The sequence below is a fragment of the Streptomyces cyaneofuscatus genome, assembly GCF_042718795.1.
Taxonomy (GTDB): Bacteria; Actinomycetota; Actinomycetes; order Streptomycetales; family Streptomycetaceae; genus Streptomyces; species Streptomyces cyaneofuscatus_A.
On sequence record NZ_JBHXOX010000015.1, the window covers coordinates 34253 to 55648 of the forward strand.

Below are 21396 nucleotides of genomic sequence, written 5' to 3' on the forward strand. Positions count from 1 at the left end.
GCCGGTGACCGCGCTGCTGCTCTCCGGTCTCGTCACGGCGGCCACCCTCGCGGGGACGGGCACGGCGGCCGCCGACGACCCGGGCCGGTACCAGGGCGGCGCGGCCGCGGTGCTCGACGGGCTGAAGACCTTCGACAGCGCCGTGCTCCGCACCCCGGGCGAGAACGGCGCCCCCGACGTCGCGCAGGAGCTGCCCGCCGGGCTCTTCGAGATGACCGTGGACGGTGGCGGCAAGCTCAAGACCTACTGCGTCGACCTCCACAACCCCACCCAGAACCAGGCGAAGTACCTGGAGACCCCGTGGGCCGAGACCTCCCTCGGCGCCAACCGGAACGCCGGGAAGATCCGGTGGATCCTCCAGCACTCCTACCCCCAGGTCGACGACCTCGCCGCGCTGGCCGAGGCGGCGGGCACCGGGCCGCTCACCGAGCGGACCGCCGCGGCGGGCACCCAGGTCGCCATCTGGCGCTACTCGGACGGTGCCGACGTCACCGCGGTGGACAAGCAGGCCGAGAAGCTCGCCGACTGGCTGCACCGGCGCGCCCGCAACGTCACCGAACCTCGGGCGTCCCTGACGCTGGAGCCCGCGGCGGTCTCCGGCCGGGCGGGGGAGCGGCTGGGCCCGGTGACCGTCCGTACGGGCGCGGAGCAGGTCTCCGTGTCACCCCCGGTGGACGCGGCGGCGAGCGGCATCACGGTGACCGACAAGAAGGGCAAGCCCGTCACCTCCGCCGCCGACGGTGCCCGCCTCTACTTCGACGTACCGGAAGGCAGCGCCGACGGCTCCGCCGCACTGTCCGTCCAGACCACCACCTCGGTACCGGTCGGCCGCGCCTTCGCGGGGACCACCCGCACCCAGACCCAGATCCTGGCCGGATCCAGCGAGTCCACCGTCTCCGCACGGGCCACCGCCACCTGGGCCGAGACGGGCGCCGCCCCGGCCCTGACCGCCCGGAAGAACTGCCCGGCCGGCGGCGTGGACATCACCGCGGTCAACCAGGGCGACGAGCCCTTCACCTTCGAGCTGGGCGGCGCCGAGCACACCGTTGCCGCCGGAGCCACCGAGACGGTGACGATCCCGGTCGCCGAGGACCAGGCGTACGACTTCACCATCACCGGCCCCGCCGGTTTCCGGAAGAACTTCACCGGCGTGCTGGACTGCGCCACCAGCGGCAGCGTCATCGCCGCCGAGAAGGACCAGCAGGGCGACGAGGACCTCGGGGTCGGCACGCAGAGCGCCCGCCAGTCGGTGCCCGCCTCGACCGGCACCACCACCTCCGGCACCTCCGGCCTGGAGGGCGACCTTGCCGCGACCGGCGGCTCCAGCACCACCCCGATGATCGCCGCCCTGGCCGTCGGCTTCCTCGTGATCGGCGGCGGCGCCCTGTTCGTCCTGCGCCGGAAGGAAACGCAGCAGCACGCTGAGTAGGTGCGGGTGCCCATCCCTGAGCAGGGACGGGTGGCCGATCCCCGGACGGGTTTCCTTCCGGGGACGGCCGTCAGGCAAGATGGGGTGTTTCTGGCGGCCCGAGAACGCAATTCGGCCCCTGACCTGGGACGGAACTGCCAGGCAGAGGCCGAATCGGGGCTGTGGGCCGTCTGTGGGCCGTCAGGCCGCCGCCGCGAGGTCATCCAGCGAGCGGACTCGCTGGAACACGGACGACATAGCGGCTCGGGCCTTCTCATCGCTGCTGGGCAGAAGGTGAGTGTAGATCCGGAGCGTGAACCCGGGGTCGGAGTGCCCCAGGTAGGTGCTCAGAGCCTTAATGCTCCCTCCGGCCTCCAGGACCACCGACGCGTAGAAGTGCCGCAGCGCGTGCATTCCGTCGTCCGGAGCGGCGGCGTAGCGCTTCCCCGGTTCCCTCACCGGGATGACGCCAGCGTGGGCCAGGGCGGGTTTCCAGACGTAGTCATCGAAGTAGCTTCGCCAGATGGCCTTGCCGACAGCGCTGGTGAAGACCAGTTTCAGCGTCACCAGGGGGCCGCTCGGGGTCTTCCACGGCAGAGTGACAGCGACGGGCGGGAACAGGTCCATGTGCTCCTGCAAGCCGGTTCCCACCGCGTCACTGAGCGGGGCATCCCGCAGCCTGCCGCGCTTGGGCGGGGCGAAGACGAGGGTGCCGCCTACGCGCTTGACCTGCTGACGGACGTGCACCCAGCCCGTCTTGAAGTCCAGGTTGTCTTCCGCGAGACCCAGCACTTCCCCCTGCCGCAGACCACAACCCCCGCCGGCGTCCACGGTGGCCGCGTACCGGTCAGGCATCCCTGAACGAACAGACAGCACGCGGTTCTCGGTCCAGGGAACGATCAGCCGCTGTTCCGGGGTCGGAGGCTTGACCGACTGGGCGTGGCAGGGGTTCGACTTGATGACGCCGTCGTCTACCGCAGCGTTGAACAGGGACGACACCGAGTCGTAGATCGCGCGGCGGTAGGTGCCATTGGGCACGGCCGATTGCAGGGCGTTCAGCCAGGTGCGCATGTGTTCAGGCTTGAATGACCCCATGGGACGTGTCCCGAGGTAGGGGAAAGCGTGCAACCGGATACGCCTGCCCACGACTTCCTGACTGCCCAGTTCGGTCGTCAGGCCGCCTAGCCACTTCTCGCCGTAGTCCCGGAAGACGATCTGCCCGGCCTTCGGGTCGATGTACTGCCCCGCATCCATGTCGGCTTCGATGCGGGTCAGCCACTCCTCCGCCTTTCGCTTCTGCCGGTCGGGGAAGCTCTTGGACTTCTCGGTGCCGTCGGGGCCGATGTAGCGGGCGCGGTAGCGGAGTCCGGAGCCGTATCGGTCGCTCTTGACGCGGCGGGGCTTGCCGTCGGGTCCGGTTTCGGTTTTGTACCAGCGGTCTTGGATGTGGCCGGCCACTCGGTGCTCCTGTCGGGGATGCGTCAGGGGCGCGACCGGTGATGGTCGCGCCCCTGTGGGTGGTTGTCAGTGGGTCAGGCGGCGTCGTGCTCGGCTTTGGTGAGCGTGTTGATCCATGCGTGGACGGCGGCGGGGTCGTAGCGGAGGTGCTTGCCGATGCGGAAGCCGGGCGGGCCGGTGCGCTTCTTGCGCCAGGCGTAGACGGTTTCGAGGGGTACGGAGAGGAGGGCGGTGAGGTCTTCGGGGGTGAGGTAGCGGTCGGGGAGTCCGCCCCGGAGCGTGGTCCGGGGGTCTCTGGTAGCCGTCGCAGCCACTGCATCTCCTTGGATGTGGGAGGGGGCCCGGCGCTCTGTGGCCTTCGTCGTTGTCTTGTGAGGTGGTCGCGCTTGTCCGAGGTGTGGATTTCTGCGTCATTGCGTCATCAGCGTCATTCGGGCCTCTGACCTGCGGATCTGTGTGACGCAGAGGTTCAGGGCTGCGTCATCGCCGCGTCATGGGCTGCGTCATGCCATGACGCAGATGACGCAGGATGACGCAGAGACTGCCGTCTGCGTCATGCATGAATCCGCAGGTCAAGTGCTGGATTTTGGCCTGCATGACGCAGATGACGCAGCGTCTTCCCTCTTAGGACAAAAGAGGGGGTGTCTCTTGTAGTCCGGTGCGCCTCAGCGAGAAGAGGGAGCCGCTGCGCGGCGCGACCTCCGGCCGGCGTTCCGCCGAACAGCAAGAAGAGCACGCGGCGCCGGGTGCTCTTCTTGCTTGTCCGGGTGAGCGCAGGGATGGGTCAGAACGCTCCCATCTGCTGATGCGGGTTCGGGGCGCTCTTGCGGACCATTTCGAGGTAACGGCCCTCGCTGGTACGGCCGCTGTCGATAAGTACCCCCCGGGCGGCCAGGGTGGGCTGGAGGCGCTTGAGGCGGTCGGAGAGGACCTTGCCCGTGGTCGGCCACCCCTTGGGCAGGGGGCGCAGTTCGTCGCCGCTGTAGAGGCGGCTGAGGCAGTGCAGCCACTCGGTCGACGTCATCCGCTGCGCCGCGCCGGGGTCGATGGTGTCGGCGTGCCTGAGGACCGTCTGCGCGAGGAGATCGCCCTCGATGACGTCGTCGTTCAGGTCGTCCAGGCTCGCCCGGTACGCGGGCAGCGCCCCGAGACCGGTTGCCGCATCGAGCTGTGCGCACAGGTGGGCGAAGTCCGCCATCCGCAGATCGGTGGGCGTCTCCGCCTGGGCCGCGCGCACCTTGACCGTGAGGTCCAGGAGCGAGCCGAGGACGACGGGCAGCACTTCCGCGTACTCCGCCCAGAGTTCGGCTTCGGTGCGCCGGACGGTGGGCCGTTCCAGCCGCAGGGGAAGGAGACGTTCCGCGAAGTCGGGGCGGATGATTCCGACGTCGATGCCGGTGAGGAGGAGGGGGCGGCGGTAGCCGACGCGGAAGACGTCCCCGTCGGTGAACAGGGCGCGCTTCACGGACTCGGCTCCGGTGACGATGCAGCACATGGCGTCGGACAGCTCCGGGCTCATGTGGGACAGGTTGTCCAGGGCGGTGACCCACCCGGCGGCCACGGCCGCGATCAGGTTCTCCTCATCCTTCGGCGCCCGCCGCAGGTCCCCGCTCATCCCCTCGATGATCCGCACCAACATCCGCCCACCCGTGGACTTCCCCGCGCCCTGCGGCCCGGTGAGGAACGGCGCGGGGACGGGCACCGACGGGCCCAGGCAGCCGATCAGCCACGCGATGGCCAGGCACTCGGTTTCCGCGTTGGCGAAGTTGCACAGCCGCATCAGCAGGTCGATGCCCTTGCCGTCGGTGTCCTTGGCCGGCAAGGGCAGTTCCCCGGTGAGCTGGGTGCGCCGCCAGCACACCTCACGTGGATCGGGAACGGCGATGTCCCACCCGGCGGGGTGGATGCGAACGGACTGCCCATCGTCGCGGCCCAGGTCCAGCCACGTGGCCCCGTCGAACCCGGGGGCGACGCGGATGTTCACGGCCTGGGTGTCCTCGGTCAACGCCAGCGCCTCGATCAGGTCCAGCGCCTCTTTCAGCGCGGTGCCGTTGAAGACGCCGACCCCGTCCTTGAACATGCCGACCATGAGTTCCTGCCGGTGGCTGCCCGTCGTGCCCTGTGAGCGGATCGGACGGGCGACGGGGTGGCCGTTGCGCTGGGCGTAGACGGTTCCGTCGGCGGTGCGGAAGTACCGGAAGTGGGACTGCGCGTAGTCGGTGATGATCTCGCGGGCGGGATTCTTCTCGTCGTCAGCCATGATCACAGTCCCAACCGGGTGAGGGCATTGGTCCACGCGTCCGTGCAGTGCCGCAGGCTCTCGCCCTTGGCCTGCGCGGCGGCGAACAACCGCGTCATATGGGTGTCGGTGAGGCATCCGCACCGGCCGTGCGCGGACAGCACCGCGAGAAAGACGCGGTAGACGGCCGCGTGCACGCCGTTGGTGGCCTGGGTGATGCGCTGCTCCGCCATGGCGATGCCGCGTTCCAGGTAGGCGGGCTTCCGGTGGGGGCACTCCCCGCCCCCGACCGGTACGGGCACCGTGCCAGAGCGCGATGCGGGTTGGACCGGCGATGGTTCCTTGACGATCAGGGCCCGCACCGTGTCGGGCAGGGTGGTCATGGTGCCGGTGCCGGGGCCGAGCCACCGGGCGTAGACCATGGTCGACTTGATGTCGACGCCGGGCCGCACGGCGTTCGCGGACTGCATCGCGCCCCGGTAGATCCAGTGCTCGCCCCGCGTCGTCGCCACGGTCCGCGTGGTGGGGAGCGTCCGGCGGGCCCAAGCGACCGCGTCGGCGTGGTCCAGGTCTACGACAGTCAGGTCGATACCGCCGGGGTGGTAGGCCACGGCCGCAGCCTGCCTCCAGACCTGCGCCCATGCGGGCCCGGCGATGACGTCGGGGTCGGTGGTGGCTGCGGCCCACGCGTGGCAGGGACGCGAGCACGCGCACGGGCCGGGGGTCTTCATGTTCGGCCGGCCGCCGCACGCGTTGTACCGGCAGAGGGGGCAGTTCCCGAACGGGACCTTCCCCGCCCTCAACGGATGGACGGGAACGCCCCGGCCGGCCAGATGCAGAGCGGTGCGCAGGTGGCTGTTCACGCGGCCACCCCCACCGGACGAACGGCGGTGAGCAGTGCGGAGCCGATGTGCTCGGAGAATGCCGGGGGGATGGCCTCGGTCAGTTCCTCGCGGACGTCGGTCCACGTGATGCCCATGGCCTCCTGCATCTCGGGGACGGTGGCTTTGCCGCCGCCGGCGCCGTACGGGGCGACGTAGGGCCCGTCGCGGTAGACGCCGTGGCGGTAGCCACGCACGTAGCCCCGGTGCTTGAGGTGCGCCGGTTGAGGCATGGTCCAGCGGCCCAGCTCGAAGTTGCGGTGGCGCAGGACACCGAGCCCGAACATCTCCCCGCACAGCCACACGTCCCGCCGTACGGGCGCTTTCCCGTTGGGCTGCTCGATGACGTAGGGCAGGCCGGTGGCGTCCAGCAGGGTGCGCAGTTCGGGGATGAGCTGGACGTGGGCCCGGCCCCAGCCGCGCGACTTGTTGGTGCCGATGGTCAGCGCGCATCCGGCCTGGCACGGCGGCGAGGTATGCACGGCGGCGAACTGGCCGATCTCCCCGGACGCGATCAGGGCGGCGAGGTATTCGAGCGCATCGGCCCGGACGAACGTGAACGGGTAGTTCGGGCGGTCCACGATGTCGACGCCGACGACGTCGAACCCGGCACGCTGGTAGCCGGTGGCCGCGCCGCCGGCGCAGCAGAACAGGTCGAGTAACAGCGGCCGGTGGCCGGGCACTCGCCGCATGAGGGCGTGTTGAGTCATGCTGGGTATCTCCAGTTCTCGTTGAGGGAGCTGTTTGGACAAGGGCGGCCCCGGTTCTTTGGCGAGATGCGGGGGCCGCCCTTGGCGTAGCTACTGGTTGCTGACCCACAGGGCGTATTCCTGGCGGACGTAGCCGCGCGGGTTGTGGGTGCTGTCGGGGTGGTCGGGCGGGTAGGGGCTGTTGGCGTAGCCGCCGGGTCCGAGCCCGGCGGCGTGGTCGATGCCGAGCAGGCAGCGGGCCGCTTCGGTCGCGGCGTGCACCGTCTCGCCGCTGAAGCCGGACGCTTCCTCTTGGAGGGCGATGCGGTCCAGGAGGGCGGCCTTGCGGAGCCAGAACTCCCGGCCGAGCGGGACACCGAAGGGCGTGTGGACGGCGGTCCGCATCGTCCATTCGATCTCGTGGCCGATGCCCGGGGCGAGGGCGTACGCCGCTTCCGGTGTCGGCCACCTGCTGCCGGTCTCGGTCCTGGCGGGTTGTGTGTCGGGCATGGGTGACTCTCCCTGCGGTGGTTGCGGTGTGTGATGGGGAGGGAGGCAGGAGTTCTCCCGGGAAGGGGTGCTCTCCGGGATTTTCGGGGGTGTGGCTGGGTGCCTCCCCTGCCTCCCCTGGTGTTGATCTGTGCTGATCAGGCGTGGGGAGGCGGGTTGGGGGAGGTGGTTGGGGAGAACTCCCCACCTCCCCGGGCGGCGCCCCTTACGAAGCGTCACTTTCGGGGGTGTTGTCGTCGCGGTCCTCGATGCCTTCGAGGACGCGGGAGCGGCGGACGGTCATGATCCCGCCGAGCTTGCGCGGCTCGGCCCCGATGGCGGTGAGGGCGGCTTTCAGGTCTGCGAACGTCCACTCGCTGTACTCGTTCGGCCACGTGGCCATGAGGGCGGCCAGGACTTCGGTGGACCGCATGGTCTCCCGGTCCCCGAGGACGGTCAGGACGTTGGCCGGGTGGTCGGCGGGCCCGTCGGCCGGCGCGTCCGGGGTCGGGGTCATCCCTTCGCGCAGGGCGAGGGCGCGTTTGACGACGGGGGTGATCTGGTCGGTGGTGGAGTCCTTGCGGATGTAGTAGGAGCGGATCAGCTCGAAGGGGTTCTTCGTGAAGCCGACGGTGACGGCGGTGCCGACGTTCTCGGCCGGGTTGAGGGTGGTCGCGGTGATGCCCGCCTTGTGCTTGCCGGTGCCGAGGAGTCCGTCGTTGGCGATGTGGTCGCCGACGGCGAATGCGACGTTGTGGGAGGTGTTGCGGGTGACGTCCCTCGGGATGCTGTCCGCTGTCGGGGACACGGTGACGAAGATGAGGGTGATGCCGACCTTGCGGGCCTTCTTCATCACCTTCACCGCCAGCTCGGCGGCCTCTTCCCCGTACTTCTTGTGCATGAACAGCTCGTGGCACTCGTCGAACACCACGACCTTCGGCCGCATCCTCGGGTCCCGTTGGGCCAGGGCGCGGGTGAGGCGCACTTCGTCGCCGCCGAGCTGTTCCAGGAGCTTGCCCCGGTCGGTGACTTCCTGCCGCAGGCCCCGCAGCGCCTTGACGGCCGCTTCGATCTGCTCGTCCTCGTCGCCCTTGACCAGGGCCCGCAGGCGCTCGCGCATGGGGTCGTAGTCGACGTTGTAGGCCATGACGTAGGCCTCGATGTCCACCAGCGGATCGAGCATGGCCCCCAGCAGGAGGGCGATGACCAGGGACGACTTGCCCGAGCCCATGATCCCGCCGACGATCCAGTTCGTGGCCATGAGCTTGGCCGTGATCAGGTCGCCGCGCTGGGACACCCCGATGGGCACGCCCTTGAAGTAGTCGGCCTCCCCGCCGGCCAGCAGCGGCCAGTCCGGCACCTTCCCCGACAGCGACCCCTGATCGGCCACCCACAGGTCAAGGACGCTCGCTTCGGGTTCGGTCGGCCAGACCTCCACCGGCTTGCGCATCAGGTTATGGGCCAGGATGGCCTTCTTGTCGTTGACCATCTCGACCGTGACACCCATCGGCAACTGCAACCGCGAGTGCCACCCGTTGCCGAGCCGGGTCGTCGGGGCGACCCATCGGGGCTGCCACCCGGCCTTGAACGCCTGGTTCAGCTTCGCGATGCCCAGGTGCCGCAACGCGTCCAGGATCGCCCCCTCATCAGGCACCACGTCCCGGCCCTCACCGGCAGCGGCGGCGGGCATCGCCCACGCCGGGGCGGCCTGCTGGTTGCGCCCCACCGCCCACACGGCGGCCAGGGCGAGCCACGGGCCGACGGCGAGGAGCGGGCCCCACACCACGGTCACGATGACCACCAGCAACCGGATCAGCTCCACCAACGCCATCAGCGGCGTGATCACATCGGCAGGGTCCTTCGTCGCGATGGCCAGCGCGATGCCGACCGCGAGGAGTAACCCGAGCCCGCCGGCCGCCCCGAACCCGGCGGCCTTGACCGCCTGCTGCGGTGCCGTCAGCAGGTCCATACGCCGCTTGTGCCGCTCGGCACGGAAGCGGTGCAGTCGCTCTTCCCACTGCTCGGCCAGTTCGGTGTTCCCCGCGGCTTCCGCCGCCCGCAGCATCCGCAGGTAGCGGGAGGCGGTGCGGCCCTCCCACGCGCGCCGGGCCACGATCCGGCCCCCGCCGACCACGTACATGCCGTGGCGGACGGTGAACCGGGTGGTGGCCCGGGTGCGGTCGTGCATGGCGATGCGGCGCACGGCACGGCCGGTGCGGACGATCCGCGACCCCTGCGGCACAGCCGGAGGCGGCGGGCTGGTCGGCTCGGTGTCGGGCTTGGTCAGGTCCACCACCGGTTCGGCCGGCGGGGTGGGGCGGTGGTCGTCCAGGTGGTGCACGGTCCCCATTCCGGGGTCCGCGATGGCGGGTTCGGTCATGATGAACGTGCCTCTCCTGCTCAGTGAAACGGGTTGAGGTGAAGGGGGCGGCCGGTTTCCTTGGCCGGGTCCGGCCGCCCCCGCTCAGCCCCGCTCGGCCTTGTGGACGGCGCGCTCGGCGAGGCGGACGCGCTGCTCGGCCTGCTTGCGGGCCTCGCGGGCGGCGGGCTTGTCGGCGCGGGGGGCGGTGCGCTCGGCGGCCTTGGCGGCGGCGAGGTCCTGGCGGGCGTCGGCCTGGACCTTGTGCAGCGCGGCCAGCTCCAGGGCGCCTCGTTCTGCGGCGGCCTGGTCGATGCGCTCGATCCGGCGGCGGATGTTCGGGTCCAGGCAGTCCGCGAGGGACTGCTTGAAGCCCTTGCGGAACAGCTTGCCGCGCTCGCGGGACTCGGCTCGGGTGTAGCTGTGCACGGTGACCTCCCGTGGTGGGGCCGGACTGTCCGGCTCCCCAACCACCCCCGAACCGTGCTGGGTTCGGGGGTGGCGGGCAGCCGTCAGGCGAGCCGCAGTTCGCGGGTGTGGCACAGGACGGGGCCGATCAGCAGCCCGACCCGGTGCACGGTCCACCGGCCGTTCGTCAGCGGCCCCGGGGGAACCTCGTCAACGATCCGGCCGGTGCGTCCGGCCGTGCGTGGGTCGTCCTCGCACGCGACGATCAGTACCTCTTGGCCTGCCTGGAACACGGGTTTCTCCTTCCAGGTCAGCGGCGTTTGCGGCCGGTCGGGGTGGTCTTGCCGCCGACCGACTTCACGACGGTGACGACGCCCCAGGCGCAGACGGCAGCGATCAGGGCGAGCAGGGCGAGGTTTGCGGCGATCGCGGTGAGCACCCCGACCAGGAGGGGGCCGAAGTAGACGCCGGCGGCCACCATCCCGGCGCCCATGCCGGAGCCGAGCGCGAGGCGCTGCACGGTGCGGTCCGGGGGTGCCTGGTGGACGTGGACGACCTGCGGCACCGCGTTGGTGGGCTGGTAGGTGGTGGGGAGGTGGTCGGTGTAGGCGGGGGTGCCGTCCGGGAGGTGGCCGACGGACGGGGGTCGGGGTGCGGGCAGGTGGTCCACGCGGGTTCCTTCCCTGGATGCGGGGTGGTGCGGGAGTGCCCCGGGCCGGAGTCGAACCGGCTGACCACCCCCGCGTTCGTCGGGTGGCCGGGGCGGTACTGGGTCAGGCGTTCGTCGGCTGCGAGGTACGGGCCTCGGCGGCCTCGGAGGTCGCGGCGGAGACGGCGAGCTGGGCGAGGATCTCGGCCTTGCGGAAGTCGTAGGGGGTGATGGCCTGGTAGCGGTCTCGGTCCTTGGCGAGGAGGCGTTCAGCGGCGGCGCGATACTCGGCGGCGTTCATCAGACGGGGTCCTTCCGTTCAGCGGGTGGTCGGGGCGGGCGCGCAGTCGGTGCAGGACGGGTTGGTGCACAGCTCGATCCGGCCGAGCCCGAGCAGGCCGGTCACGGTGTTCGCGGCACGGCCGCCGGGCTCTTTGGCGATGCGGAGCCCGGCGGCGTGGATTCGGCGGGTGAGGCGTTCACGCAAGGACACGGCGGTTCCCTTCGCAGGGGGCGGGGGTGTCGTGGCAGGGGACGCACATGCCGAGCGAACGCGGAATGCAATACCCCACGTCCGTACGGCAGTTGGGGCAGGTCCGGCGGGCGAGCATCGCCGCCGCCAGAGCAGCCGTGCGGCCCGGGGTCATGGGGCGTACGGGCTTGGCGTGCTCGATGCGGTAGAGGTAGGCGACCAGCGGGGCCTTACGGCGGCGGGGCCGGTGGACCTCGGCCACGACGTCCTGACCACCCGGGCGCAGCCCCAGCGCGCGGAGCTGACGGCGGGTGGCCAGACCATCGGGGGCGAGGCGCCACCGGTAGACGGTGGCCATCAGGCGGCCACGACGCGCTTCCACGCCCCCCGCAGACGGACCTCGGATGCGGAGTGGCCGGCGGCCCGGAAGCGGGTGGACATCTCCCGGTAGGAGAGGGCTGGGGTCTGGCTGTGCCGGATCTCATCCACCAACCGGTCCAGCTCCGCATCCGTGAGCGCGGGCGCACTCTCCAGCGCGGGGAGGGGGTTGGTGGGGCCCCAGACGGGGAGTTCCCAGGTGGGTGTGACGCCGGGTGTGACGCGGGTCGTCACGCTGGTCAGCGCCCTGCCGGTGTCCTTCCCGGACCGGGTGCTCTCCAGCGTCGACCACGCCTTGGCGAGGGTGGTGGCGGTGTGTGCCTGGACGCGTGCGACGCGCGCCCCGGCCTGCGTCACAGCGGCGAGACGCGTCTCCTCGGTGCCCGCTTCGGCCCGCAGTCGGGCGCGGGCGACGGCGGCTTCGTCGCGGGCTTCCTGCTGGATGCCCTGGATCGCCTCCAGCGCGGACCCGGTCAGCGCGGTCCGCTCCCACAACCCGTGCACCAACCACAAGGCCTTCGCGGCCAAGGGCAGCCAGGCGACCGCGAGCCATGCGCCGGCGCTCCCGTCGGCGGTTGCGGCGTGGGCTACCAGGACGCCGGTGGCGACCAGGCCGAAGAACCAGCCCACGACCGTGACCGGGGTGGAGTGGTCGCCCTGGGCGGCGAGGCGGCGTTCGTAGGCGAGGGTGGCGAGCCACCCGCCGTCGATCCCGAGACCCACGACCAGGGCGATCGGCCAGGGCATCGCCGTGCCGAGCCACATCACGACCACGGCCAGCGTGAGAACCATGGACACCGCCGTCATCGCGACGGCCGGCAGAACCGTCCTCGCGGCCGGGGCACTCACGCCGCACCGCCGGAGACCGTGAGGGTGGCGGCGCGGTTGGCGAGATCCCGGCGGGCGGCCAGCACCCGGCGCCGTGCCCGGCGGATGCGCTGCTGGTCCAGCTCGGTCGGGGTGCGGTCGATGGTCATGATCTGCGCGTCCAGCAGGACGACGTCCGCCAGGATCAGCGGCATCTCCGTCTCGATCGCGTCCAGCTCGGCGTTCGACGGCTCACCGTCGAACGGGGTGGCCGTGACGATGGCCTGAAGTGCTGCGATGCTCTTCATGAGTCGTGTTCTCCCTAGCAGGATGTGCGGCTCGAACAGCGGCCCCGGTGTTCGTGCACCGGGGCCGCGCTGTGTCGTGAAGTGGTTGGGGTGTCAGGCGGTGGCGGCGGCGCGGACGAGGTCGTCGGCGGCCTCGATCGCGGACCGGCGGTAGAAGTCGAGAAGCTCCCGGTTCTCCGCACCCCGCAGCGCGTACGTCGCATCGGCCGCAGCATGGGCAGCCACGGCCAGGTCGGGGGCCAAGATCGCCAGCGTCGTCAGCGGGGCGGTCAGGGCGGAGCGGGTGTTGTGACTGGCCGCGCGAGCCGCCTGGTAGTCGGCATCCGCCGCGTCGGACAGCCGTAAGTCCTCGCGGACCCACATCGATCGGCGGTGATCGGCCAGCGCCGCCACCAAGGCGGTGACGGCCGCGATCCGCTCCCGCCGCTCCTCATGCCGGCGGACATCCGCACGGTCGGCGCGGGCGGTGCGCTGCTGGAGCAGGTAAGCGGTCACCGAACCCAGCAGGGTTCCCAGTACCGCGATCACGCTTCCCCACATGGAGGGATTCCTCTCGTCGGCTGTGCCCGCCGCAGGTGCGGCGGGTGTGCGTGCCCCGGGCCGGATTCGATCCGGCGTCGTCGCGGCTCCCGCGTGGCGGGCCCGGGGCTTCGGTTCTCGTCTTCGCTCGGCGCTGCTCGGTCCGGGGAGATCCGAAGTCCCGGACGTTTGAGGTGGCAGCTTCAAGGTGTGCCGTAGCGGTTCTTTCGAGTCGGTGGCGTGTCCCCCATCTGGGTGTTGGGCCCCGGTGTGACGGGGGCCCTTTCTCGGCCGACTGGTCTCCACTCGCCTCGGCCGGAACGGTCACGGCCGCCGTACTGCGGTGGATCACGCTGTTGAATTGAGGCGCACCAAACCGTGGAGCCGGAGCCCCTTCTGGTGCGCACCAGAAGGATTGCATCTGGTGCGCACCAGATGCAACCCCCTGCGGCGGGTCGTGTGTTGGTGCGTGTCTCCAGAGAAAAGTCAAAGGGGGGTGCTGCGGTAGCCAACTGGGGTTAACCTCAGGAGGGTTAACCAACTCTCACCTGCGGCTTTCCGGAGGCGGCATGACCAACGGATTGAAGGGTGCTAGGGCGGGGCGAGGGTGGTCGCAGGACCGGTTGGTCTACGAGATGCGTCGGCTTGCGGAACAGCGACTGATCGACATCGCTTCTGTCGCAAGCCTCAAGACCTACGTTTCGGAGTGGGAAAACGGTCGGCGGACCATCACGGACCGATACGCCTCGATCCTGCGACCACTTCTTGGTGTCACCGACGCCGAATTGCGAGGCACGGCTGTGCCGCAGGAAATGCAAACGGATGGCTACGCGGAGCTGCTTAACCGGATTGATGCCGCAGGCAATCTCGGCGAGTCATTGGTGCCATCCTTCTTGGCTCAGACGGAACTACTACGCACTATGGACCGACAGATGGGTGCGGCAGGGTTGGTTGACCAGATGGCGGGCCATGTCGCGGCCATGGAAGATGCGCTCACTTTCGCCGTTCTGGAAGGAACGAGGAAACCCATTGCGGCAGCCCTTGCGGGCGCTTCCACTCTCGCAGCATGGCAAGCGCTGGATGCAGGCGCCGTGGATAGGGCTTGGCGTAGTTACGAGGTCGCCAAAAAGGCCGCACAGGATGCCGAGTCTCCGCTCTACTTGGCGCACGCCATGGGTGAGCAGGCATACGTATTGGCGGAAGCAGGTCGTCCTCAGCTCGCAATTGAGCTGGTGAGAGAGGCGCAGCGCACACAACGCGAGCGTCAGTCTCTGCGGCTACGGGCGTGGCTGGCGTCCACGGAAGCTGAGTTATGCGCAGCGGCCGGCCAGGAGCTGGAAGCGAGAAAGGCGCTTGAGCGGGCGACATCATTACTTCCCGACGATGGGGAAGTGCGCGATGCTGAGATGCTGAGTATCTTTCTCAACGCTGACCATTTGGCCAGGTGGCGCGGAAACGTCCTCGTCAAGCTTGGAGACGGTTCAGCCATTGAGGAGCTGTACGCCTCTCTGGGTGGTGTAGATGCGTCGTTTGTGCGGGCCGGTGCGGGACTGCATTGTGACCTCACGCAGGCGCATCTAGCGCGGGGGGAAGTAGAAGACGCACGGCTACACCTTCAGCGAGCCAGGTTGCTGGCGAACCGGACGGGTTCCGTGCGGTATCGCCGCCGCGTGGAGTCCTTGGTGGAAAATTCTGGATGGTGATGAGGGTCCGCCACCAGGCTATATGGATCCAAGCGACTGAGAGCCCCTTATTGGCGACGCAATGATTGAACTGGCATTAAGCATTAACCGTAAGCGAGGATACTGTGAGCATTGCTGCTGAAAATGGTGGGAATCCGAACGATTTTCTATTTTCTGTTCGGAGTGTTGTGCTGGATTCTGGTCAGACGCTCGAACTGCCTGGATCTGGCGTGACCGCAATTGTTGGGCCAAATAATTCAGGAAAATCTACCCTGCTTCGCCAGATCAGGTCCAGCATCATAGACGGGGAGTCGTACAGTACGGAGACATCGGGCTTTCGTCTGGTTCGGCGAGTACAAATAGAGACATCTGGAACTGACGTCGATGCTTTTGCCTGGTTCACTAAACATGCGTCCGCGCGACAGATGCCTCACGGTCTAGTTTATAGGGTTCGGGATGGTGTCGAGTTTCATCATTCACGCCTAGTTCAAAAGATTCAAGAAAATTTCTCTGCGGGAATCTCTGAGCTGGAACATGTTCTTATTTCCTATGGTGATGCGTGGGGGAGAATTCAGGGCGCGCAGCCGGTGGAACAGCGCGATTACTTTTCGGATTCCCCTATGTCGCCACTGCATGTACTTCAAGACAATCAACTACTCTTTGATGAGCTTAAGCGAATCAATTTGCGGGTATTTGGGCAGACTCTCACGCTGGATCGGCTTAGTAGGCAGGTGAACTTGAGGGTGGGGGATTCAAGTATCCCTGCTCCTCCCGTGGACCGCCTAACAGCCGATTACCTTGATTCTCTTGCTTCGTTGCCGAAAGTTTCAGATCAGGGCGATGGGGTGAGGAGTCTCATCGGGATTCTGGCGCCACTGGTTACGTCAACCCACCCCGTTGTGATTATTGACGAGCCCGAAGCGTTCTTGCACCCACCTCAAGCGACCGCGTTGGGTCGAATCCTGGGCGAGCAGGCGAGGATGAGAGGAATTCAGGTAATTCTCGCGACGCATGACAAAAACTTGCTCGCAGGGCTGCTTGAGTCGGAAGCAGACACGTCAATCGTTCGCTTGAGCAGGTCTGTAGAAAACGTTACGAGTGCCCATCAGCTCGATGTTGCTGCACTTAGGTCTATCTGGAACGATCCTGTTCTCCGATACTCTAACGTTCTTGATGGATTGTTTCATCGACTAGTAGTTCTTGCGGAAGGTGACAGGGATTGTCGGTTCTATGCGGCTGCTCTAGAATCTGCTGACTCGGAATCCCAATTCCTTTTCCCTCCCGGTGATGTCCTGTTCGTCCCAAGCGGCGGAAAAGCAGGAATGCCCAGGCTGGCGAGAGTCCTGAGGGCGGTCAATGTGCCCGTGGTGGCTACTCCAGACTTGGACGTATTGAACAGTCGGGAGGTGATTAAAGCCGTGGTGGAATCAGTTGGCGGCGATTGGGAGAGTCTTGAAAAGGACTATCGTCTAGCGACGGAGCAGTTTAGGCAGCCGCGAGAGCAGGCTACGATTGGGCAGGTTCTCGCAGCCCTTAATGGCGTCTTTGCTGGTCGACATGAAGAGGCTTTCACTGCCGAGATTCGGAGGGACTTTGCTGCCCAAATTCGAGCAAAGGAGAGCCCTTGGTCTGCTCTTAAGGACTATGGCGAACTTGCCTTTAAAGGGCAGTCTGCCCAGGCGGCTCATCGGCTTCTCGGGAATCTCGACTCGATCGGGGTTGTGACAGTCCGTGTGGGGGAGCTTGAGGGTTTTGCCCCTGCTCTAGGTGTAGCTAAAGGGGCCGCATGGTTGCCGGCTGCCATCGCTGCGGGTGTACATAAGGATGCGGCGGCCCAAAAGCATGTAATGACACTTGTGGCATCCCCCGGCAGGGCGTAGGAACGACTGCCTGCGGTGTAGCTGTCACATGGAGGATTCTTGCAGGTGCCCCCGCTTCCGTAATATCCGGTGCGTGGGCACCTGCAAGAACCTATCTGAGCCACTGCGCTTTGTCGCTACCGCAGCCGACCTGGCAAGGCCGGATGGGGCCACGATCCCGTATGTTCTTTGGTTGTCGGCTTGAGGACTCCTTGCTTCACCAAGCATTGCAATTCGTCACTCAAGGGCCATAAATCAGGGCCTGGCGCGGGAGGCTAGGACATGGAGTAGCGCTACTAGCGTGCCCGACCCCATGAGCTTGCCCTGGGCCATCAACTCCGGGATGTCATCAAGAGGCACCCAAGCGATCTCCCCGGCTTCTTCCGCGTCTGTGGGTTCACCAACCTTCTCGGCTGAACGTGCCAAGAAGATGTCGTGTGGCGAGTCGACCATGCCGATCATCGGTTGGTAGCTCACTACGTGCTCAACCGGCCCCGGCCGCCAACCAGTCTCTTCCTCTGTTTCGCGTACTGCTGTAGCCGCTGGGTCCTCGCCTGGGTCCACGATTCCTCCGGGAAGTTCCCACCCCCACTGTTTCGGCACGAACCGGTACCGGAACATCATGAGCACGCGGTCCTGCTCGTCGACCACCACCGTGATTGCTACGTGAAAAAGCCGGACGACGTGGTGCTCGAAGCGCGGCACACCGGGCGGCTCGACATCGACGAGGTCAAGGTGCACCCAGCGATTTTCGTAGACGGGACGGGACCCATGGATTTTCCAAGGTTCCCCTTCTGTGGGCGCTGGGACACTCCCACCTCCGAGGACCCGGTAGGAGCTGCGGTCATAGGCCCTGATGAAGCGCTCGCTAACAAGGCGGGCGAGCACTTGGCGCAGCGCGGTGCGGCCAATCTCAAGCTCAGCGCTCAGCGCCCGCTCGGACGGCAGCTTCTCGCCAGCGCTGAATCGCTCCGATTCGATCCAGGATCGAATTGTCTCGTAGACCCTCTGCGTCTTCGGTCCCATCCTCCGCGCACTCTCCCGGGTCGTCGGCTGCGGATGCACAGCGTATCGGGGGAGTAGAACTGGCGAGTCAGCCATCCGATCCTCTCTTCCATGCGTTGTGCCTCGGTGGACGGACGGACGGACGGACGTGAGTGGGTGCCGCTCGCTCGCAGTATTGCGGACTCTTCGGATGATTTTGGGCAGAGCCTGTCTCCTCGCCTTGCGGGTGCACAGGCAGGGGCAGAGGTTGAGTACCGCATGCCTGACCTGCGTAGCCTGCCCGGTAGCGGGGCCGCCTGTGGGCCGTCAGAGGCTGACCAGCGACGCCCAACGACAACTTGCAACGACCGTTTCGAACCCGTCACCCAGGGCTTCCGCCCGAGGTCAGGGGCACGGGCGCATGCTGGTTTCCCCCGGCGGGTGGACGTCAGGCAAGATGGGGTGTATCTGCCCACACTTCTATTGCTGCCGGACGGTTTCTCTTGGCTGAGTTCATCTACACCATGCGCAAGACGCGCAAGGCGCACGGCGACAAGGTGATCCTTGACGACGTCACCTTGAACTTCCTGCCCGGCGCGAAGATCGGTGTCGTCGGACCCAACGGCGCCGGTAAGTCCACGGTGCTGAAGATCATGGCGGGCCTGGAGCAGCCGTCCAACGGTGACGCGTTCCTGTCGCCCGGGTTCAGCGTCGGCATCCTCATGCAGGAGCCGAAGCTCGACGAGAGCAAGACCGTCCTGGAGAACGTCCAGGACGGCGCCGCCGAGATCATGGGCAAGCTCAACCGCTTCAACGAGGTCGCCGAGCTCATGGCGACCGACTACTCCGACGCGCTGATGGAGGAGATGGGCAAGCTCCAGGAGGACCTGGACCACGCGAACGCATGGGACCTGGACGCCCAGCTGGAGCAGGCCATGGACGCCCTGGGCTGCCCGCCCGGCGACTGGCCGGTCACCACCCTCTCCGGTGGCGAGAAGCGCCGCGTGGCGCTCTGCAAGCTCCTCATCGAGGCCCCGGACCTCCTCCTCCTCGACGAGCCCACCAACCACCTCGACGCCGAGTCGGTGAACTGGCTGGAGCAGCACCTCTCGAAGTACCCGGGTGCGGTCGTCGCCGTCACCCACGACCGGTACTTCCTGAACAACGTCGCCGAGTGGATCCTCGAGCTCGACCGCGGCCGCGCGATCCCCTACGAGGGCAACTACTCCACGTACCTGGAGCGCAAGGCCACCCGCCTCAAGGTCGAGGGCCGCAAGGACGAGAAGCGCCAGAAGCGGCTCAAGGAAGAGCTGGAGTGGGTGCGGTCGAACGCCAAGGGGCGCCAGACCAAGTCCAAGGCCCGTCTCGCCCGGTACGAGGAGATGGCGGCCGAGGCCGACAAGATGCGGAAGCTGGACTTCGAGGAGATCCAGATCCCGCCGGGCCCGCGCCTCGGTTCCATCGTCGTCGAGGTCGAGAACCTCTCGAAGGCCTTCGGCGACAAGGTCCTCATCGACGACCTGTCCTTCACCCTGCCCCGTAACGGCATCGTCGGCATCATCGGTCCCAACGGCGCCGGCAAGACGACGCTGTTCAAGATGATCCAGGGCCTGGAGACGCCGGACAGCGGCGCCATCAAGGTCGGCGACACGGTCAAGATCTCCTACGTCGACCAGTCCCGCGCCAACATCGACCCGAAGAAGACCCTCTGGGCCGTCGTCTCGGACGAGCTGGACTACATCAACGTCGGCCAGGTCGAGATGCCGTCCCGCGCCTACGTCTCCGCGTTCGGCTTCAAGGGCCCGGACCAGCAGAAGCCGGCCGGTGTCCTCTCCGGTGGTGAGCGCAACCGCCTCAACCTGGCGCTGACGCTCAAGGAGGGCGGCAACCTGCTGCTCCTCGACGAGCCCACCAACGACCTCGACGTCGAGACGCTCTCCTCGCTCGAGAACGCGCTGCTGGAGTTCCCGGGCGCCGCAGTGGTCATCTCCCACGACCGCTGGTTCCTGGACCGCGTCGCCACGCACATCCTCGCCTACGAGGGTGACTCCAAGTGGTACTGGTTCGAGGGCAACTTCGAGTCGTACGAGAAGAACAAGGTCGAGCGTCTCGGTGCGGACGCGGCCCGCCCGCACCGCGCCACATATAAGAAGCTCACGCGAGGCTGATCGACTTGGCCCGTCACCTCTACAGCTGCCCCCTGCGCTGGTCGGACATGGATGCCTTCGGCCACGTCAACAACGTGGTCTTCCTCCGCTACCTGGAGGAGGCGCGCATCGACTTCATGTTCCGGCTGGCGCCGGGGGACGGCTCGCCGTCGTTCTCGGGCGGGTCCGTCGTGGCCCGGCACGAGATCGACTACGTACGGCCGCTGGTGCACCGGCACGAGCCGGTCACCGTCGAGTCGTGGGTCACGAAGATAGGCGCCGCGTCACTGACGATCGCCTACGAGATCAAGGACCCCGACCAGGTGTACGTACGGGCCTCGACCGTCGTCGTCCCGTACAACCTGGAGGCCGAGCGGCCCCGGCGGATCTCCGCCGAGGAGAAGCTCTTCCTCCAGAAGTACCTGGCAGAGGAGCCCGCCGCGGCATGACGGTGCCTGTGCAGTCGCTGCTGTTCGCCGACCCGAGGGAGGCGGCGGATCTCGCCGCCTTCCTCGGCCGGCTGCTCCACTACGACCGGGCCGCGGCCGTCCGGTTGCAGGCGGGCGGCGGCGACGCACTGGCCGTGTTCGGCCGCCCGCCCTCCTTCGAGGTGCTCGCGATCCGTGCGGCCCGCCTGGCCCGCCCCGAGACGCTGGACGTCACGGTGTCGGCCGGGGAGCTGCTGGAGTCCCTCGACGTCTCCGGAGAAGGTCCGGGGGAGCGGGGCGGTGCGCTGCCCGCTCCCGTGACCGGGCCGCCGTGGACCGGTGTCCTGCCGCCCCGGGGGCCCTGGCGGGAACAGGCCGGGCTGCCCGGCCCCGACGCCCTGCGCGCCGCCCTGGACGCGGCCGTCGCCGAATTCCGTACGCGGGACGAGGCGCTGCCCGAGGAGCTGCGCACCCGCGCCGAACGCGACCGGATCGGCCGGGAGATCTGGTCCCGGCCCGTCGGCGCCACCGAACTGCCGCTGCGCGCGGTCCACGCCGCCCAGTCCCTCGGCTTCCTCCGCGCCGACCCCGGCTTCCCCGTCTCGCTCCTCGCCGCGGGCGGCTGGCTGCGGCTGCGGACCCCGTTCGGTTCAGTCGCCCTGCGCCGCGACCCGGTGGGCGGGCTGGGCTCGCTGGACCTGACCGTCGGGCACCGCTGAGCCCGGTTCGGGCGGACCGCTCGCCCGCTCGGCCGCCCGTCCCAGCCGTCAGTCAGCGGTGTTGACCATCGAGGCCGCCGCGTACGTCAGGTAGTCCCACAGCTGCTTCTCGTGCTCCGGCGCGAGCCCCAGCTCGTCCAGCGCCACCCGCATATGGGCCAGCCACGCGTCATGCGCCGCCCGGTCCACCCGGAACGGGGCGTGCCGCATCCGCAGCCTCGGGTGGCCGCGGTGGTCGCTGTAGGTGCGCGGGCCGCCCCAGTACTGCATCAGGAACAGGGCGAAGCGCTCCTCGGCCGGGCCCAGGTCCTCCTCCGGGTACATCGGCCGCAGTAGCTCGTCGCCCGCGACCCCCTCGTAGAAGCGGTGGACCAGGCGCCGGAAGGTCTGCTCGCCGCCGACCTGCTCGTAAAAGGTCTGCTCCTGAAGCGTGTCGCGCGGAATCTCTGTCACCCGTCCATGGTCGCAGACGCACCGGCCGGGGTCAGGGGTCCTAGGACCAATGGCCGGGAC

General features: G+C 68.0%; 24 protein-coding genes. 6 read left to right on the top strand and 18 right to left on the bottom strand.

Annotated features, from left to right (window positions below; genetic code table 11):
* Positions 1 to 13: 13 nt before the first annotated feature.
* A complete protein-coding gene (locus ACFWRT_RS18650; RefSeq protein WP_380953427.1) occupies positions 14 to 1429 on the top strand; it encodes a Cys-Gln thioester bond-forming surface protein in 1416 nt (471 codons plus the stop codon).
* A 180-nt stretch (positions 1430 to 1609) separates the two neighbouring features.
* Here ACFWRT_RS18650 and ACFWRT_RS18655 read toward each other — a convergent pair whose 3' ends face one another.
* The 16 genes from ACFWRT_RS18655 to ACFWRT_RS18730 form a co-directional block, all read right to left on the bottom strand.
* Positions 1610 to 2866, bottom strand: coding sequence for a tyrosine-type recombinase/integrase (locus tag ACFWRT_RS18655; protein ID WP_380953381.1), 1257 nt, complete (start codon positions 2864 to 2866; stop codon positions 1610 to 1612).
* Positions 2867 to 2940: 74 nt separating this feature from the next.
* Complete coding sequence (locus tag ACFWRT_RS18660) at positions 2941 to 3180, bottom strand: helix-turn-helix transcriptional regulator (protein ID WP_380953382.1); 240 nt, start codon at positions 3178 to 3180, stop codon at positions 2941 to 2943.
* A 470-nt stretch (positions 3181 to 3650) separates the two neighbouring features.
* Positions 3651 to 5126, bottom strand: coding sequence for an ATP-binding protein (locus tag ACFWRT_RS18665; RefSeq protein WP_380953383.1), 1476 nt, complete (start codon positions 5124 to 5126; stop codon positions 3651 to 3653).
* Between the two features lie 2 nt (positions 5127 to 5128).
* The gene (locus tag ACFWRT_RS18670) at positions 5129 to 5968 is read right to left on the bottom strand and encodes a bifunctional DNA primase/polymerase (RefSeq protein ID WP_380953384.1); all 840 of its coding nucleotides are present in this window, start codon (positions 5966 to 5968) and stop codon (positions 5129 to 5131) included.
* Entirely contained in the window at positions 5965 to 6696 is a 732-nt protein-coding gene (locus tag ACFWRT_RS18675; protein ID WP_380953385.1) for a DNA cytosine methyltransferase, read from the bottom strand. Before ACFWRT_RS18675 ends, ACFWRT_RS18670 begins: the two co-directional genes overlap by 4 nt.
* 90 nt (positions 6697 to 6786) lie before the next feature.
* On the bottom strand, positions 6787 to 7185 hold the full coding sequence (locus ACFWRT_RS18680) for a hypothetical protein (RefSeq protein ID WP_380953386.1): 399 nt from the start codon (positions 7183 to 7185) through the stop codon (positions 6787 to 6789).
* 205 nt (positions 7186 to 7390) lie between these two features.
* Positions 7391 to 9544 carry a cell division protein FtsK gene (locus tag ACFWRT_RS18685; RefSeq protein ID WP_380953387.1) on the bottom strand — a complete coding sequence of 718 codons (2154 nt, stop codon included), beginning with the start codon at positions 9542 to 9544 and terminating at the stop codon, positions 7391 to 7393.
* An 84-nt stretch (positions 9545 to 9628) separates the two neighbouring features.
* Positions 9629 to 9952 (bottom strand): hypothetical protein, encoded by a 324-nt coding sequence (locus ACFWRT_RS18690; protein WP_380953388.1) that lies wholly within the window; start codon positions 9950 to 9952, stop codon positions 9629 to 9631.
* Between the two features lie 83 nt (positions 9953 to 10035).
* Positions 10036 to 10224, bottom strand: a complete 189-nt coding sequence (locus tag ACFWRT_RS18695; RefSeq protein ID WP_380953389.1) for a hypothetical protein — start codon at positions 10222 to 10224, stop codon at positions 10036 to 10038.
* A 17-nt stretch (positions 10225 to 10241) separates the two neighbouring features.
* Entirely contained in the window at positions 10242 to 10601 is a 360-nt protein-coding gene (locus tag ACFWRT_RS18700) for a DUF6251 family protein (RefSeq protein WP_380953390.1), read from the bottom strand.
* A 103-nt stretch (positions 10602 to 10704) separates the two neighbouring features.
* A complete protein-coding gene (locus tag ACFWRT_RS18705) occupies positions 10705 to 10881 on the bottom strand; it encodes a hypothetical protein (RefSeq protein ID WP_380953392.1) in 177 nt (58 codons plus the stop codon).
* 18 nt (positions 10882 to 10899) lie between these two features.
* Complete coding sequence (locus tag ACFWRT_RS18710) at positions 10900 to 11073, bottom strand: hypothetical protein (protein ID WP_380953393.1); 174 nt, start codon at positions 11071 to 11073, stop codon at positions 10900 to 10902.
* Entirely contained in the window at positions 11060 to 11410 is a 351-nt protein-coding gene (locus tag ACFWRT_RS18715; RefSeq protein ID WP_380953428.1) for an RRQRL motif-containing zinc-binding protein, read from the bottom strand. Before ACFWRT_RS18715 ends, ACFWRT_RS18710 begins: the two co-directional genes overlap by 14 nt.
* Positions 11410 to 12237 (bottom strand): protein spdB, encoded by an 828-nt coding sequence (locus ACFWRT_RS18720; protein WP_380953429.1) that lies wholly within the window; start codon positions 12235 to 12237, stop codon positions 11410 to 11412. Before ACFWRT_RS18720 ends, ACFWRT_RS18715 begins: the two co-directional genes overlap by 1 nt.
* Positions 12238 to 12275: 38 nt before the next feature.
* Positions 12276 to 12545 carry a DUF6284 family protein gene (locus tag ACFWRT_RS18725; protein ID WP_380953394.1) on the bottom strand — a complete coding sequence of 90 codons (270 nt, stop codon included), beginning with the start codon at positions 12543 to 12545 and terminating at the stop codon, positions 12276 to 12278.
* Between the two features lie 93 nt (positions 12546 to 12638).
* Positions 12639 to 13085 carry a protein kilB gene (locus tag ACFWRT_RS18730; protein WP_380953395.1) on the bottom strand — a complete coding sequence of 149 codons (447 nt, stop codon included), beginning with the start codon at positions 13083 to 13085 and terminating at the stop codon, positions 12639 to 12641.
* A gap of 548 nt (positions 13086 to 13633) precedes the next feature.
* Here ACFWRT_RS18730 and ACFWRT_RS18735 point away from each other — a divergent pair.
* Together ACFWRT_RS18735 and ACFWRT_RS18740 are read left to right on the top strand one after the other, a co-directional pair.
* Complete coding sequence (locus ACFWRT_RS18735) at positions 13634 to 14767, top strand: tetratricopeptide repeat protein (RefSeq protein ID WP_380953396.1); 1134 nt, start codon at positions 13634 to 13636, stop codon at positions 14765 to 14767.
* A gap of 104 nt (positions 14768 to 14871) precedes the next feature.
* The gene (locus tag ACFWRT_RS18740; protein ID WP_380953397.1) at positions 14872 to 16626 is read left to right on the top strand and encodes an ATP-dependent nuclease; all 1755 of its coding nucleotides are present in this window, start codon (positions 14872 to 14874) and stop codon (positions 16624 to 16626) included.
* 234 nt (positions 16627 to 16860) lie between these two features.
* On the opposite strand, the gene ACFWRT_RS18745 is transcribed toward ACFWRT_RS18740, so the two are convergent.
* The gene (locus tag ACFWRT_RS18745) at positions 16861 to 17631 is read right to left on the bottom strand and encodes an NUDIX domain-containing protein (RefSeq protein WP_380953398.1); all 771 of its coding nucleotides are present in this window, start codon (positions 17629 to 17631) and stop codon (positions 16861 to 16863) included.
* Between the two features lie 461 nt (positions 17632 to 18092).
* Between ACFWRT_RS18745 and ettA the strand changes: the two genes are divergently transcribed.
* The 3 genes from ettA to ACFWRT_RS18760 are packed head-to-tail and all read left to right on the top strand — an operon-like array spanning position 18093 to position 20883.
* Positions 18093 to 19757 carry an energy-dependent translational throttle protein EttA gene (gene ettA / locus ACFWRT_RS18750; protein WP_380953399.1) on the top strand — a complete coding sequence of 555 codons (1665 nt, stop codon included), beginning with the start codon at positions 18093 to 18095 and terminating at the stop codon, positions 19755 to 19757.
* A 5-nt stretch (positions 19758 to 19762) separates the two neighbouring features.
* Positions 19763 to 20185, top strand: coding sequence for an acyl-CoA thioesterase (locus ACFWRT_RS18755; protein WP_031122708.1), 423 nt, complete (start codon positions 19763 to 19765; stop codon positions 20183 to 20185).
* The gene (locus tag ACFWRT_RS18760; protein WP_380953400.1) at positions 20182 to 20883 is read left to right on the top strand and encodes a hypothetical protein; all 702 of its coding nucleotides are present in this window, start codon (positions 20182 to 20184) and stop codon (positions 20881 to 20883) included. The genes ACFWRT_RS18755 and ACFWRT_RS18760 overlap by 4 nt, the downstream gene beginning before the upstream one ends.
* A gap of 48 nt (positions 20884 to 20931) precedes the next feature.
* On the opposite strand, the gene ACFWRT_RS18765 is transcribed toward ACFWRT_RS18760, so the two are convergent.
* Positions 20932 to 21336 (bottom strand): globin, encoded by a 405-nt coding sequence (locus tag ACFWRT_RS18765; RefSeq protein WP_380953401.1) that lies wholly within the window; start codon positions 21334 to 21336, stop codon positions 20932 to 20934.
* Between the last annotated feature and the right edge of the window lie 60 nt (positions 21337 to 21396).

What these genes read in the sequence shown, in the direction of transcription:
- ACFWRT_RS18665 (WP_380953383.1), bottom strand. Translation starts at nt 5,126, where the DNA reads ATGGCTGACGACGAGAAGAATCCCGCCCGCGAGATCATCACCGACTAC.
- ACFWRT_RS18715 (WP_380953428.1), bottom strand. Translation starts at nt 11,410, where the DNA reads ATGGCCACCGTCTACCGGTGGCGCCTCGCCCCCGATGGTCTGGCCACC.
- ACFWRT_RS18675 (WP_380953385.1), bottom strand. Translation starts at nt 6,696, where the DNA reads ATGACTCAACACGCCCTCATGCGGCGAGTGCCCGGCCACCGGCCGCTG.
- ACFWRT_RS18680 (WP_380953386.1), bottom strand. Translation starts at nt 7,185, where the DNA reads ATGCCCGACACACAACCCGCCAGGACCGAGACCGGCAGCAGGTGGCCG.
- ACFWRT_RS18705 (WP_380953392.1), bottom strand. Translation starts at nt 10,881, where the DNA reads ATGAACGCCGCCGAGTATCGCGCCGCCGCTGAACGCCTCCTCGCCAAG.
- ACFWRT_RS18685 (WP_380953387.1), bottom strand. Translation starts at nt 9,544, where the DNA reads ATGACCGAACCCGCCATCGCGGACCCCGGAATGGGGACCGTGCACCAC.
- ACFWRT_RS18735 (WP_380953396.1), top strand. Translation starts at nt 13,634, where the DNA reads ATGACCAACGGATTGAAGGGTGCTAGGGCGGGGCGAGGGTGGTCGCAG.
- ACFWRT_RS18730 (WP_380953395.1), bottom strand. Translation starts at nt 13,085, where the DNA reads ATGTGGGGAAGCGTGATCGCGGTACTGGGAACCCTGCTGGGTTCGGTG.
- ACFWRT_RS18745 (WP_380953398.1), bottom strand. Translation starts at nt 17,631, where the DNA reads ATGGGACCGAAGACGCAGAGGGTCTACGAGACAATTCGATCCTGGATC.
- ACFWRT_RS18720 (WP_380953429.1), bottom strand. Translation starts at nt 12,237, where the DNA reads ATGACGGCGGTGTCCATGGTTCTCACGCTGGCCGTGGTCGTGATGTGG.
- ACFWRT_RS18760 (WP_380953400.1), top strand. Translation starts at nt 20,182, where the DNA reads ATGACGGTGCCTGTGCAGTCGCTGCTGTTCGCCGACCCGAGGGAGGCG.
- ACFWRT_RS18725 (WP_380953394.1), bottom strand. Translation starts at nt 12,545, where the DNA reads ATGAAGAGCATCGCAGCACTTCAGGCCATCGTCACGGCCACCCCGTTC.